Annotated in this window: 11 protein-coding genes, 1 tRNA gene, 1 other RNA gene and 1 pseudogene; 6 read left to right on the top strand and 8 right to left on the bottom strand. The window is 75.5% G+C overall.

The genetic code is table 11. The features are described from left to right. Window positions 1–174: 174 nt before the first annotated feature. Together GA0115242_RS04405 and GA0115242_RS04400 are read left to right on the top strand one after the other, a co-directional pair. Complete coding sequence (locus tag GA0115242_RS04405; protein ID WP_093824706.1) at window positions 175–1,158, top strand: LAETG motif-containing sortase-dependent surface protein; 984 nt, start codon at window positions 175–177, stop codon at window positions 1,156–1,158. Between the two features lie 181 nt (window positions 1,159–1,339). After that, window positions 1,340–2,372: pseudogene (locus GA0115242_RS04400) on the top strand (aldo/keto reductase). Between the two features lie 38 nt (window positions 2,373–2,410). Here the strand turns inward: GA0115242_RS04400 and GA0115242_RS04395 are convergent. Then, on the bottom strand, window positions 2,411–3,376 hold the full coding sequence (locus tag GA0115242_RS04395; RefSeq protein WP_093824704.1) for a nucleoside hydrolase: 966 nt from the start codon (window positions 3,374–3,376) through the stop codon (window positions 2,411–2,413). Between the two features lie 378 nt (window positions 3,377–3,754). Here GA0115242_RS04395 and GA0115242_RS04390 point away from each other — a divergent pair, with 378 nt between their 5' ends. Beyond that, a complete protein-coding gene (locus GA0115242_RS04390; protein WP_093824754.1) occupies window positions 3,755–4,546 on the top strand; it encodes a hypothetical protein in 792 nt (263 codons plus the stop codon). 216 nt (window positions 4,547–4,762) lie between these two features. Here GA0115242_RS04390 and GA0115242_RS04385 read toward each other — a convergent pair whose 3' ends face one another. Both GA0115242_RS04385 and GA0115242_RS04380 read right to left on the bottom strand, forming a co-directional pair. Next, window positions 4,763–5,476, bottom strand: a complete 714-nt coding sequence (locus tag GA0115242_RS04385; protein ID WP_176729742.1) for a GAF domain-containing protein — start codon at window positions 5,474–5,476, stop codon at window positions 4,763–4,765. A 134-nt stretch (window positions 5,477–5,610) separates the two neighbouring features. Next, window positions 5,611–6,954: a helix-turn-helix domain-containing protein gene (locus tag GA0115242_RS04380; RefSeq protein ID WP_093824703.1), complete on the bottom strand. Its 1,344-nt coding sequence runs from the start codon at window positions 6,952–6,954 to the stop codon at window positions 5,611–5,613. Window positions 6,955–7,052: 98 nt separating this feature from the next. Here GA0115242_RS04380 and GA0115242_RS40590 point away from each other — a divergent pair, with 98 nt between their 5' ends. Continuing rightward, window positions 7,053–7,205, top strand: a complete 153-nt coding sequence (locus GA0115242_RS40590) for a hypothetical protein (protein ID WP_176729741.1) — start codon at window positions 7,053–7,055, stop codon at window positions 7,203–7,205. A gap of 283 nt (window positions 7,206–7,488) precedes the next feature. Here the strand turns inward: GA0115242_RS40590 and GA0115242_RS04375 are convergent, their stop codons facing one another. From GA0115242_RS04375 to ffs, 3 genes are all read right to left on the bottom strand, one after another. Continuing rightward, a complete protein-coding gene (locus GA0115242_RS04375) occupies window positions 7,489–8,544 on the bottom strand; it encodes a hypothetical protein (RefSeq protein ID WP_093824701.1) in 1,056 nt (351 codons plus the stop codon). Window positions 8,545–8,703: 159 nt separating this feature from the next. Further along, window positions 8,704–9,936: a DNA polymerase III subunit gamma and tau gene (locus tag GA0115242_RS04370; RefSeq protein ID WP_370672251.1), complete on the bottom strand. Its 1,233-nt coding sequence runs from the start codon at window positions 9,934–9,936 to the stop codon at window positions 8,704–8,706. A gap of 59 nt (window positions 9,937–9,995) precedes the next feature. Then, an RNA gene (ffs, locus tag GA0115242_RS04365) (signal recognition particle sRNA small type) lies at window positions 9,996–10,092 on the bottom strand. Window positions 10,093–10,164: 72 nt separating this feature from the next. Between ffs and GA0115242_RS04360 the strand changes: the two genes are divergently transcribed. Next, window positions 10,165–10,252 (top strand) — tRNA-Ser (locus tag GA0115242_RS04360). Window positions 10,253–10,337: 85 nt separating this feature from the next. Beyond that, window positions 10,338–10,484, top strand: coding sequence for a hypothetical protein (locus GA0115242_RS40585; RefSeq protein ID WP_161352997.1), 147 nt, complete (start codon window positions 10,338–10,340; stop codon window positions 10,482–10,484). Between the two features lie 45 nt (window positions 10,485–10,529). Here GA0115242_RS40585 and GA0115242_RS04355 read toward each other — a convergent pair whose 3' ends face one another. Together GA0115242_RS04355 and GA0115242_RS04350 are read right to left on the bottom strand one after the other, a co-directional pair. Next, on the bottom strand, window positions 10,530–11,222 hold the full coding sequence (locus GA0115242_RS04355; protein WP_093824699.1) for a response regulator transcription factor: 693 nt from the start codon (window positions 11,220–11,222) through the stop codon (window positions 10,530–10,532). Further along, entirely contained in the window at window positions 11,219–12,409 is a 1,191-nt protein-coding gene (locus tag GA0115242_RS04350; protein WP_093824697.1) for a sensor histidine kinase, read from the bottom strand. The genes GA0115242_RS04355 and GA0115242_RS04350 overlap by 4 nt, the downstream gene beginning before the upstream one ends. Window positions 12,410–12,427: the final 18 nt, after the last annotated feature.

The following is a 12,427-nucleotide window of genomic DNA, read 5'->3' as shown; positions in this document are numbered from 1 at the left end:
AGGTTGACACCGCACTCGGGGCGATCCAGGATGTGAAGGCACTGTGGCGCACGCGCGCGATGAGCCGAACGATGGGCCCGGTGCTCCCGAGACCACTCGCCCCCGCGGCCGGCCGCCGCGCGCCGTCCCGCGCCGCCCGCCGCCGGGGCTCCGCACACGCACCCTGGGGAACGCATGTCCACACTGAGCCGTGTCACCGCGCGCCGTCTGCTGGGTACGGGCGCCGCTTCGCTCGTCCTGTGCGCCGCCACCGTCGCCTCCGCCTCCGGCGCCTGGGCGCACGGCGCCCCCGGCGGTGACGGCTGGAAGCACGGCGGCGGCTACCGCCCCGGCTCCGGCGCGGGCACGGCCACCGGGACGGACCGCTGCCAGTTCTCGCTCGACGGCTCCGGGTTCGCCGACTCCGTGCGGGTCGACGACCAGAACCTGAAGCCCACCGAGGACGGCAAGGTGCACATCAGGGTGCGTGCCGCGGGCGACGCCGCCGGCTGCACCGCCTCGCTCGCCTCGTACCTGGCGCACGGCTCGTCCTTCAAGACCTCCGGCGAGCAGGTCTTCGTCGACTTCGACACGGTGACGGTGCGGCCGGGGAAGACCGACTCGCTCGACATCGCGGTGCCGGACGCGGGCTGCTTCGCCCAGATCGACCTGTACCGGGGCGCCGTGAAGTTCGACGGCAGGACGGACGCGCAGGACGGCCTCCAGCACGGGGACCTGCCCAAGGGCCCGGACCGCCCGGTCATCAAGGACAAGCTGATCGCGGCCTGGAACGGCGGCACGCGGGACTGCACGGCGGACGGGGAGTCCCAGCCCCCGGCCTCGCCGTCCCCGTCGGCCCCGGCCCCGCAGGAGCCGTCGCGGGAGCCCTCGCGGGAGCCGTCGGAACCGGCCGCCGGGTCCACCCCGCCCGCCTCCCCGACGCCGTCGGCCGACACCCCGGAGGCGAGCGACGCGCCGTCCGGCACGCCCGGGGCGTCCGACGGGCCGAAGTCGTCCGACAGCCCGGCGCCCACCCCGAACGGCGGGGGCGGCGGCCTCGCCGAGACCGGCGGCGGCGCGGGCACCGGCCTGCTCGCGGGCGGCGCCGCGGTGCTGGTGGCGGGCGGCGCGGCGTTCGTCGTGCTGTCGAAGCGGCGCCGCGGGGCGACCCGCGCCTGACCGGCCCCACCCCCTGACCCGAACGCCCCGGACCTCCCCCGTTCCGGGGCGTTCGGCATGCCCGGGGCCGGGGCCCGGCCCGCCGTCGCTTGCTAAGCGGGACAGCGTTCCGTATCGTCGTAACGGAACGATGTCCCGTTTATCGGCGTGTCCGTGGCCCCCGGCGCGGACGAGGAGAGCCATGAAATACCGCACGCTGGGCCGCACCGGCATCAAGGTCAGCCCCTACTGCCTGGGCGCGATGATGTTCGGCGCCTTCGGCAACCCCGACCACGACGACTGCGTCCGCCTCGTCCACAAGGCGCTGGACGCGGGCGTCAACCTCATCGACACCGCCGACGCCTACTCGGGCGGCGAGTCCGAGACCATCGTCGGCAAGGCGCTCAGGGGCGGGCGGCGGGACACCGTCGTGCTGGCCACCAAGGCGCACCTGCCGATGGGCGACGACCCCAACCAGCGCGGCAACTCCCGCCGCTGGCTGGTCCGGGCGCTCGACGACTCGCTGCGCCGCCTCGGCACCGGACCACGTCGACCTCTACCAGGTGCACCGGCCCGCGCCCGACACCGACGTGGAGGAGACCCTCTCCGCCCTCACCGACCTGGTGCGCGCGGGCAAGGTGCGGGCCTTCGGCACCTCGACCTTCCCGGCCTCGGAGATCGTCGAGGCGCAGTGGACGGCCGAGCGGCGCGGGCTGCACCGGCCGCGCACCGAGCAGCCGCCCTACTCGATCCTGGACCGCTCCGTCGAGCGCGAGGTGCTGCCCGTCTGCGAGCGGTACGGCATGGGCACCCTGGTCTGGAGCCCGCTCGCCCAGGGCATGCTCACCGGCCGGTTCCGCAAGGGGCGGGCCACCGACAGCCGCCGGGCCGCGCGCGGCTTCCGGCACTTCGGCGACGAGGCCAGGCTTGACGCCGTCGAGCGGCTGATCCCGATCGCCGAGGAGGCCGGGCTGTCCCTCACCCACCTCGCCCTGGCGTTCGCCGTCGCGCACCCCGGCGTCACCTCCGCGATCCTCGGCCCGCGCACCGAGGAGCAGCTCGACGACCTGCTCGCGGGCGCGGACGTCACCCTCGACGACGGCGTCCTCGACCGGATCGACGAGGTCGTCGCCCCCGGCACCGACGTCAGCAGGCTCGACATGGCCTACGACACCCCGCCGGTCACGGAACCGGCGCTGCGCCGCAGGCCGTCCGCCGACCGCTCCGCGGCCTGACCGCGGGACGTGCCGGACGGCGCCGCCAGGACCGTTCCCTACCCGGCGACCGTGTCGAGCCAGAGCCGCACGAACCGGTCGACGTCCACGTCGAGCGCGACGTCCACCAGGGCCTGTTCGCGGGTGCCCTCGTGGATCTCGGCCTCGCCGGGGCGGCTGCGGCGGTCGACGACGGTCTGGCCGCGGGCGGGGCCCGGCGCGAGGGAGACCTCGACCGGCAGCGCGCGGGTGGTGATGCCCGCCGGGTCGACGACGGCGCAGACCGCGCCCGCGTCCCCGATGCCGCCGCCCGGGTCGTCGCCGTCGGCGGCCGGTGTCGCCGGGCGGTGCGAGAGGAGCGCACCGGCCAGGCGCGCGCCCGGCTCCGCGCTCTCGCGCAGCCGCCGCACCCGCGGCCCCGGCACGACGACCCGCTCGAAGACGTCGAGCCCGTACATCGTGATCGGCACCCCGGCGGTGAGCAGCACGGCCGCCGCCTCCGGGTCGTGCCAGACGTTGAACTCCGCCACCGGGGTGGCGTTGCCGGTGGCCACCGCGCCGCCCATGAAGACGATCCGCTCGATGTTGCGCGTCACCTCCGGGTGGGTGCGCAGCAGCAGGGCGATGTTGGTGAGCGGCGCGGTGGGCACCAGGGTGACCGGGCGCGGCGAGGCGAGGATCTCGCGCCGCAGCAGCGTCACCGCGTCCACGTCGGCGGGGAGCCGGGCGGGCGCGGGCAGCCCGAGGTCGCCCATGCCGTCGGCGCCGTGCACATGGCGCGCGGAGCGGGCCGGTTCGATCAGCGGACGCTCGGCGCCGCGCCCGACCGGGACGTCGCCCGCGCCCGCGATCTCCAGCACCGTCAGGGTGTTGCGCACGACGCCGTCGACGTCGGTGTTCCCGGCGACACAGGTGACGGCCCGCAGGTCGATCCCGGGGTGCCGGACGGCGAACAGCAGGGCCAGGGCGTCGTCGACCCCGGTGTCGCAGTCGATGATCACCGGAACGGTCTGACCGGTCGGCACGGCGCAACTCCTCTCCCGGGCCACCGAAGGCCCTGCTGGGAGCGACCTTACGGGGTGGGTTCCGAGCGGGACGCGGGGGTGGGCGGGCCGCCGGGGGGGGAGCCAGCGGGCGGGCAGGGCACGGGGGCGGGGCGAGCGGGCAGGCCGAGCGAGCGGGACACGGGGGCAGGGCGAGCCGGTGGAGCGAGCGGGCGGAGCGCGCGGGCTCGGCGGTACGGGTGAACCCGGTGGGGGTGACTGCGCCGGGCGGGTAACCCGGACGGGTCGGCTCGGTGGTGCGGGTGCGGGGTCGGTGGTCTTTTGGGAACCCGGGCGGACCGCGCATCCGCCGCCCGGCCCGCCGTCGCCGCCGTCGTCCTCGGTCCCCAGGAGACCCCGATGCCCCGAACCCCGGCCCGTGTCCTGTCCTCCTCCGCGCTCGCCGTCCTGGCCGCCGGGACGCTGCTGGCCTCGGCCGGCTGCTCCGCCGGGTCCGCCGACGGGCCGCGGCGCAAGGGCGGCGGGCACACCTCGTCGCCGTCGGCCCGCCCGTCGGCGCCCGCCGCACCGGCCGCGGGCGCCCTCACCGACGCCCAGGCGCGCGCCGCCCTCGTCACCGAGGCCGACCTGGGCGACCCCTGGGCACCGACGCAGGGCGCGGCGACCTGGCGGGACACCATGCTGAAGGCGACCGCCGACGCGCCCGACTGCCGGCGGCTGCTCGACGCGCTCTACACCGACGACCTGTTCGGCGGCGCGTCCGGCACCCGCGCGGTGATCGGCCTCGACGACGCCATGGACGAGGCGCAGCTCCGCTACCAGGTGCTCGCCCTGCCCCGCGCCGACGTGGACAGGACCCTGGCGTGGCTGCGGGAACTGCCGCGCACCTGCCGCCACTTCACCGCCAAGGGCACGGGCGGCGCCCCGCACACCGTCGAGGTCGCCGACGCGCGGCTGCCCGAGGTCGGCGACGCCCGGCAGGGCCTGCGGGTCACCATGAAGGGACCGGCCGACCAGGAGGACGCGCCGGTCCTCACCCTGGACGTCGCCGCGGTCCGGGTCGGCGACGACACGATCACCGTCACGGACGGCGGCCTCGGCGACGTCTCCGCCGACGTGACCGGCGCGGTGGCCCGGCTGGGGGCGCAGCGGCTGGCGGAGGTCCGCAAACAGGGCCGGGTCCAGATCTGACCCGACCCGCCGGAACGCCACCGGGCCCAGGCTTCCCCGGCTACTTCGGCTTCCCCGGCTACTTCGGCTTCTGCCGCTCCGCCGGTTTCTTCGGCTCCCCGACTCCGTCGAGCCCCCGGCTTCTGCGGCTCCGCGAGCGCGCCGCGCCCGGCTCGCAACCACCGGGTCCCGGCACCCTGCCTTCCGCCGTCATCCCCCGCCGTCGAACTTCCGCCGTCATCCCTCGCCGTCGAATCTGATCCGGCCGCGCACCACCTCGTGGGCCAGGTCGCGGATCGTGCGGTCCTCGGCGAAGGCGTGGGCCCGCAGCCGGGCCAGGGCCGGGGCGGCGGAGATGCCGAGCTGCGCCATGACCACGCCGGTCGCCTGGTGGATCTCGGCCTGCCGGCCGCCGGGCCAGGGCGCGTCCTCGCGCACCAGCACCGTCAGCGCGGCCGTCGTGACCCGCGCGAGGACCCGTGCCGTGCGCAGGTCGGCGGCGCCGAGCGGGCCCGGTTCGTCGCGGTGCAGGTCGAGCGTGCCGACGCAGACCGCGGCGGCCCCCAGCGGCAGCACGTACGCGGCCCGCACCCCCGCGTCGGTCGCCTGCTGGGCGAAGACCGGCCAGCGGGCGGCGTCCGGTCCCCGGGTCAGGTCGTCGGCGAGGACGGTGCGGTGGGTGAGCGCCGCCGTGTGGCAGGGCCCGTCGCCCAGGGCGGCCTGGATGTCGCCGAGCCGGGCGGCCTGCGCGCCGCTCGCCGCCAGCCGCACCGGCACCCCGCGCGCGTACAGGGACACGCTCACGCCGGTCACCGGCAGCAGCCGGGTCGCCGCGCGGCACAGCCGGTCGGGGACCTCGTCGGGCCCCGCTCCCCACAGCCACCCGGCGATCTCCTCGGCGGCGCGGTCGTGCCCGTCCCCGGAGTCACCTCGGTCGTGCCTGGGTCGCACGGCCACCGCCTCCTTCGCGTGCTCGGGGCGGCCGGACCGCACGCGGGTACCCGGGCCCCCGGGGACGAAACGGCCACGTCGGTGCCGAGCCGTGCCCCCGGGGTGCCGGGCGCGGGTGACGGTGACCCGCGGGGTCACAGAGGCGGCTGTGCGGGGGCCGGGCCGAGGGTGGTGGTGCCGGGGGCCGTGCGGTGGCGCAGGCCCGTGCGGTAGGCGTCCAGGGCCGCCTCGACCCGGCCGGTGCGGCGCAGCAGGTCGCCGAGGAGGCGGCACAGGTCGGCCAGGTCACCGGCCGCGCCCGCCCGCTCCAGCAGGCTCAGCGCGCGCACGTAGTGCTCCTCGGCGGACTCGGTGTCCCGGGCGTCCTCGGCGATGATGCCGAGCAGCCGGTGCGCGGCGGCGGCGTGCAGGGCGCCGCGCTCGGGGCTGAGGTCGCTGAGCACCTCGCGCAGCAGCTCCGCGGCCTCCTCCGACTTGCCGCGCCGGTGCAGCACGTCGGCGAGTTCGACGGCGGCCTGGCTGCCGTAGAGGGCGGCGCGACCGGCCGCCAGCATGGTCAGGGCCGTGCGCAACTCCTCCTCGGCGCGCTTGAGTTCGCCGTTCTGCGCGCAGACGTAGCCGCGCATCCAGTGGCAGTTGGCGAGTTCGGTGCGCAGATGGAGGGTGCGGTACAGCTCGGCCGCCTTGGCGAGGGAGGCGTCGGCCTCGGCGACCCGGCCCTCGGCGAGCAGGGTGCGGGCGACCGAGCGGTGCATCCGGGCGACCAGCGCGGGGTCGCCCGCGCGCGGGGCGAGGGTGAGCGCGAACTCGGCGGCCTGGGCGGCGCGGGCGTGGGCGCCCATGTCCATGTAGGGGCCGATGATGCTGGCGTAGAGCAGCAGCAGCGCGTCCGGGTCGTGGAGTCCCGCGCGGTTCAGCTCGTCGAGGGTGGACTCCAGCAGGTAGACGGCGTACCGGAGTTCACCGGCGAGGTAGTGGGAGACGGCGCGGCCGCGCAGGGCGGGCACCCGGGCGGTCAGCGGGGCGTCCGCGAGGGCCTGCTCGGTGCGCTCGAAGTACTGGCGGGCGGCGGCGAGTTCACCGGTGTCGAGGGCGCATTCGCCGAGGCCGAGCAGGGCGGCGGCCTCGGCCTCCGGCAGGGCGTGCTCCCGGGCCTCCGCGAGCAGGCCGGTGTACTGCTCGGTGGCTTGCGCGGTCTCGCCGGTGGCGAGGGTGCGCTGCGCCTCGGTCAGTCTGAGGCGCAGGTCGGTGGCGAGGTGGGCGGGGCGTCCGGTGGCCAGCTCCTCGTAGGCGACGCCGAGGCGTTCGGCGATGTGCCGCAGCGCGTCCTCGGAGGCGCGGACCCGTCCGGCCTCCAGGGTGGAGATGTAGGCGGGTGTGTAGGCGGGCTCGGCCAACTGCCGCTGGGTCAGCCCGCGCTCGGCGCGCAACTGCTGGACCCGGCGTCCGATGGTTCCCGGGTCGTCACGCTCGGACATCCCCAACTCCCCCTGGCCCTCTTGCTGTTGACCCACGACTGGCTCTAGGTTAAACGGCGTCTTAAGTGGGTTTAATACAACGCTGTTGAGAGGTTGCCGTGCTCCGACACATCTCCGAGCGTTACGCCCGAGGACTCTGCGCGGCCGTCGTCGCCGTGGCCATGCTGGTCCTGGCCGCCAACGCCGTCCCGGCGAGAGCCGTGGACGGGCCGCGGACCAGCAACGTACAGCAGGCGCACCACGCCGGATGACGGCCGGGGGCACCGGGCGCCCGGGGTGACGGCCGCCGACGGCCCCGGTGCGGGCCCCGGGCCGCCGGGCCGGTGCGGAAATACACTCCGTCGGGTAACCCCCGTGCCGTCACCCGACGGCGACGCGCCTCTCCCGCCGGGCGTCCGCCCGCTTCAGACGGGCGTCGGGCCCCTGCCGCCTGGCGTCCATCCGCTTCCGACGGCCGCCGGGCCCCTTCGGCCGCCGTCCGCCCTCTCGCGGCCGACGTCCGCCCGCCTCCCGGCCGACGTCCGCCGCCTCCCGTCAGCCCTGGGTCTGCAACTGCCGTAGCTGGCGCTGGACATGGTCCAGGGCGCCCTCCCGGCGGCCCGGCACCCGGGAGCGCAGCGCGGCCAGGGCGAGGCCCAGTTCGCGGGCTGCGGCCGGTTCGGCGACCTGGCCCCACTGGTGGTGGGCGCGGTCGACGGCCGCCTCGACGGCCGGGGCGTCCACCGGCTGGCCCGCGGCGAGCCGGGCCTCGGCCACCGCGAGCCAGGTGCGGCAGCTCCGCGCCGGGTCGCCCGCGAGCATCGCGAGGTCGGCGCGGACCTCGCTCCAGTGCAGCACCGGCTCCGAACCCGGCCCGTGGGTGTGCGCCGCGGCCTGCTCGTACCGGGCGGCGAGGGACTCCGCCTCGCCGTGCCGTCCGGCCTGGACGGCGGCGGAGATCACGGCGTGCGGGTCGTCGGGGGCGGGTCCCGGCGCCGCCAGCTCCAGGCCGGGCGGCTCGTCCGCGATCCGGGACAGCGCCTGCTGGTGCAGTTGGTCGAGCGGCGGCCGGTGACCGCTGCGCAGGATCGTCGCGACGGCCTTCATGTAGCCGGGCGCGGCGACGGCGCGGCGGCCCGGCGGGGGCGCGATCCGCCCGTGGACGGTGTTGTTGTGCCCGCTGTCGAGCGGGTGCTCGCTCAGCCACTGCCAGGTCTCGGCGTCGGCGTGCAGGTCGAGGACGAGGCTGGTGGCGCCGGGCGGGCGCAGCCGCAGCTCCTCGCGGAGCCAGTGCCAGGGCAGCGCGGTGTAGCGGACCGTGGCGGGCGTGGTGCGGGCCAGCGAGAGGTGCGGGAGCCGCTGCCTGCGGTCGAGCTGGAGCTGGCCGGTGACGAAGACGGTGAGCGGCCCCGGCGCGGTCGCGGCGGCCCGCAGCCGGGTCAGGACGGCCTGCGGCTCCAGCGGGTCGGCCAGCTCCACGACGTTCGCGGTGCCGGTCCCGGACAGCACGGCGGGCTCCACCGCCGCCAGGACGGGAAGCACGGACGCGGCGTCCACCAGGCGGCCCCTGCCCACCGGAGCGGCGGCGAGCAGCAGCACGGTTCCGGGCATGTTTCCCTCCCCATCCCCCGTCGATCACGTACGTCAGCACCGTAACCGCTGCTGCTGCAAAGGTGGGTCTCAGGACTGCAAACGTCCCTCCCCGAGGCCCGGTTCGTCACCTCCGCGGACGGCGGAGACCGTGGTGCGGTCGGCCGGTCGGTCAGTCGGTCAGTAGGCCGGTCGGCCGGTCGGCCCCGGCGGCGGTGCGGGCGCGGTGGCGCCGCCCCCGCCGGAGAACTGCGCCGCTCCGCGTTCGAGGCGGTCGAGGCGGGCCATGACGGCGCGCTCATCGCCGTAGGCGGCGGGGAGCAGCACGCGGGCGCAGATCAGTTCGAGCTGCAGGCGCGGGGAGTTGGCGCCGCGCATCTCGGTCAGCCCCTCGTTGACGAGGTCGGCGGACCGGCTCAGCTCGGCGGCGCCGAAGGTGCTCGCCTGGGCCAGCATCCGCTCGATGACGTCGGCGGGGGCGTCGATGAGGCCCTTCTCGGCGGCGTCCGGGACGGCGGCGAGGATCACCAGGTCCCGCAGGCGCTCCAGCAGGTCGGCGACGAAGCGGCGGGGGTCGTTGCCGCCCTCGATGACGTGGTCGACGACGTCGAAGGCGGCGGCGCCGTCCCCGGTGGCGAACGCCTCGACGACGGAGTCGAGGAGCGAGCCGTCGGTGTAGCCGAGGAGGGAGGTGGCCATGGCGTACGTCACACCGTCCGCGGCGGCGCCCGCGAGGAGCTGGTCCATGACGGACATCGAGTCACGCACCGAGCCGGCGCCCGCGCGCACGACGAGCGGCAGCACGCCGTCGTCGACCGGGATGCCCTCCTTCTGGCAGACCTCGCCGAGGTACTCCCGCAGGGTGCCGGGCGGAACCAGCCGGAAGGGGTAGTGGTGGGTGCGGGACCTGATGGTGCCGATGACCTTCTCGGGCTCGGTCGTGGCGAAGATGAACTTGAGGTGCTCCGGGGGCTCCTCGACGACCTTCAGCAGCGCGTTGAAGCCGGCCGACGTGACCATGTGGGCCTCGTCGATGATGTAGATCTTGTAGCGGCTGGACGCGGGCCCGAAGAACGCCTTCTCGCGCAGCTCACGGGCGTCGTCCACGCCACCGTGGGAGGCGGCGTCGATCTCGATGACGTCGATGGAGCCGGGGCCGTTGCGCGCCAGGTCGAGGCAGGACTGGCACTCCCCGCAGGGGGTGGGCGTCGGGCCCTTCTCGCAGTTCAGGCAGCGGGCCAGGATGCGGGCGCTGGTCGTCTTGCCGCAGCCGCGCGGCCCGCTGAACAGGTACGCGTGATTGACCCGGTTGTTCCGCAGCGCCTGCTGCAACGGGTCGGTTACATGCTCCTGCCCGATGACCTCGGCGAACGACTCCGGGCGATAGCGGCGATACAGCGCAAGAGACGACACGCGTACGAGGTTATAGGCGCCCACTGACAGCGGGGCTCCCGACCGACCCCGCCGGGCAACGAAGACGCCCCCCACGCACCCGCCAGAGCCGACCTACCCTTGCTGCCTTCCGGCCCTGGGGGAGTTCAGTCAGATAGCGCCGCGTGAGGGGCTACCCAGAGAGTACCCGACGTCAGCGGCTGGGAACGAGTTCGCGAGCACCCTCCTCGGTCATGTAATGTTCCCGGCGGAGGATTCGCCTAGAGGCCTAGGGCGCACGCTTGGAAAGCGTGTTGGGGGCAACCCCTCACGAGTTCGAATCTCGTATCCTCCGCCAGTGCCTCACCGGGCACGATGTCGAAGGGCCCCACCGTTCGCGGCGGGGCCCTTCGACTTTTCCTCGTTGCTTTTCCGGCGCATCGTTGTCCGTCCGGGACGTCCTGGAGCCGATCACCGCCCTGGACCAGGCGGAGGCCCTGAGCCGCGGGGTCTGCGGCTTCTCCGGGGTCGGCCCACCCCTGTGGAGCCTCACGGCCGTCGGGGACAAGCGCGCGGGTTCCGCCCCCTGAACGCCCACGGCCGCGGGCCCCGGGCGCCCGCCTCCCGCTCCCCCGTCACGCCAGCCCCGCCGTGATCGCTCGGCGGACCGCCTCCGCCCGGTCCTTGATGTCCGCCTTGGCGAACAGGTTGTTGATGTGGGTCTTGACCGTGGCCTCGCTGATGAAGAGGTTCTCGGCGATCGCCCGGTTGGGCAGGCCCCGGCCGATCAGGGTGAGCACCTCGCGTTCGCGGCGGGTGAGGTCCGGCGGGAGGGGGCTCGCGGCGGCCGGGGGCCGGGTGCGCACGGTGGCCAGGAGGCGGTTCTGCACCTCCTGGTCCAGGACGGACTGCCCCGCCGCGGCGGCCCGGATCGCCCGGACGATGTCCTGGCGCCCCGCGTTCTTCGTCAGGTAACCGCGGGCGCCCGCGCTCAGGGCGGCCAGGATCGAGTCGTCGTCGGCGAAGGTGGTCAGTACGACCACGGCCGTCCCCGGGTGCTCCTCGGTCAGCCGCCGGGTCGCCTCGACACCGTCCATCACCGGCATGCGCAGGTCCATCAGGACGACGTCGACTGGCCCGGCGGCCACGGCGGCCAGGACCTCGGCGCCGTCCGCGGCGGCGGCCACGACGTCGATGTCCTCGGTCATGTCCAGCACCGCGGCCAGCGGCTCGCGGACGGCCGCCTGGTCGTCGGCCACGATCACCCTCAGCGGGCGCTCGGGCCCCGGGTCGTGCGGCCCCTGGGCCGGTTCGTCGGTCGTCGTCATCCCGGGATCACTGCCTCCACCTGCCATCCGCCCCTCTCCGGACCCTCGGTGAGCGGGCCCGCCGTGAGGGTGCCGCCCAGCAGGGCGACGCGTTCGCGCATTCCTATCAGCCCCATGCCGCTCCCGGCCCCCGCGCCCGCCGCACCGCTCGGGGCCCCGTTGCGGACGGTGAGGGTCGTCGACGTCTCCTCGAAGGCGAGCCCCACCGTGAGCCCGGCCCCGGGAGCGTGCCGGGCCGCGTTGGTCAGCGCCTCCTGCGCGATCCGCAGCACGTTCTGGGTGACCGGCGCCGGAAGCTCGCGCACGGTCCCCGTCACGGTCAGCGCCCCGCGGTGGCCCGACGACTCGATCATCGCGGTCAGGCTCTCCAGCAGCGGGAGCGAGTCCTCGCGCAGCGCGTGCACGGTCCACTGGGCCTGCTTCAGGCTCTCCTTGACCAGGCTCTGCGCCCTGTTGTGCGCCGCGCGCACCTTCTCCAGGTCACCCGTGTCGATCAGGGCGTCCGCCAGTTCCAGATGCATGTTGATCCCGGCCAGCGAGTGCGCGAGCACGTCGTGGACGTCCCGCGCGATACGGCTCCGCTCGGTGAGCACGGCCGTCCGCGCCTCGGCCCGCGCCGCCCGCTCGGCGGACTCGGCGGCCTGCAGCTTCGCCTCCACCGCCTGCTGCTTGCTGCGGCCCAGGATCCCGGCCACCACCGGGATGCCCGTGCTGAGGCCGAAGGTCCACGTCAGCACCTGGTGGTCGGGGCCCACGTAGAAGTAGAAGACGGCGCCGCAGAGCAGGCTGGAGAGGGCCGCGACCGCCAGGGCGGGCTTGAGGGAGAGGCGGTACCCGGCGTGGCCGACGAGGAAGTAGGCGAAGAGGTAGCCGGAGCCGCCGTCGCTCACCTCGAGCAGCGCCGCCGACGCCACGACACCGGTGGTCAGCCAGGCCAGCGCGGCCCGGGGCGGGAAGGTCGGCGGCAGATGCCTGGCCAGCAGGGCGGCGGAGTTGACCACCAGCAGCGCGACCACAGCCAGGCCCCGGCCGCTGACGCCCACCGGACGGACGTTGGAGACCGGGACGGCGATGATCAGCAGGGTCACGGCCCACTGGAGACCGGTGTCGTAGCGGAGCACGGCCCGGGGGCCGGGCTCCCGTTCGGAGACCGGCCCTGGGGATGCGGCGTTGTCGGTGGCGGACACGGCGCGACGATAACCCGT

It is taken from the genome of Streptomyces sp. SolWspMP-5a-2 (assembly GCF_900091845.1).
Taxonomy (GTDB): domain Bacteria; phylum Actinomycetota; class Actinomycetes; order Streptomycetales; family Streptomycetaceae; genus Streptomyces; species Streptomyces doudnae.
Note: the sequence above shows the minus strand (reverse complement) of the source record. Positions and strands in the feature narration are given on the sequence as shown.